At 46.2% G+C, this 780-nt stretch carries 1 protein-coding gene; it reads right to left on the bottom strand.

What is annotated here, in order from left to right; translation table 11 throughout:
* A partial coding sequence (locus AB4185_RS21405; protein WP_372135906.1) for a VCBS domain-containing protein occupies positions 1 to 780 on the bottom strand: 780 nt, incomplete at both ends.

Here is a 780-nt window from a genome sequence, read left to right as displayed (position 1 = left end):
GTTGATGCGCCAGTGTGTGTCACACCACCGTGGGCATCTTTGACATCATAGCTAAAGTGCACCGCTCCGTTGTAGTCTTTTTCTGGGGTAAAGGTGAATGTGCCATCGCCATTAATTAATATCGAACCGTGGTCAGCCTGTAGGTTTTCAATGGATAATTTGCCAATATCGTTGTCATCAACATCGCTAGTATTAGCCAGTAGCTGTGCTGGGGTAAGGACAATTTTATTATCTTCTAAGCCATTCGCTAAACGTACTTCAGCTGATGCGACGGGCGCATCATTGGTGCCGTGAACGGTCACTGTGATATCTTTTTTAGCACTGCCATCAATAGATTCAACGGTAAAGGTTTGCTGGAAGCTTTCCCCTGCACCTAAATGTTGGACTTTATCATTGTCAATGTTGTATGACCAATGGCCCTGTGCGTTGATATTGAACTGACCACCTTCGGCGGTGGTGATGGTTTGTGCAATAAAGCCGGCTTGGTCGTGATCGGGGTCAATGACCTGTAACGTGCCACCACTGCTGAGTTGACTGGTGGTATTGCCAAAGGAAGTGTGATCTTCGTAAACATGATTATTGAGGCTGGAGTAGGGCGTCACTGCAATTTTTGCTTGGTTATCTTCACCCGTCACTTTCACCATAATGGTGAGCTTCTGACCATCAGTGGTTTCGACTTCGTAGGGGAGCTCCATCGACTCGCCAGCATGTAGGCTACTGATTAGATCGTCCGGATGATGATTGGTACCTGTATTTAATCTGAATTGATAAGTGCCATTA

This window comes from Vibrio sp. 10N.286.48.F5, assembly GCF_041469785.1.
Classification (GTDB): domain Bacteria; phylum Pseudomonadota; class Gammaproteobacteria; order Enterobacterales; family Vibrionaceae; genus Vibrio; species Vibrio crassostreae_C.
The sequence above is the reverse complement of the archived record's forward strand: the minus strand, read 5'-3'. Positions and strand labels throughout refer to the sequence as shown.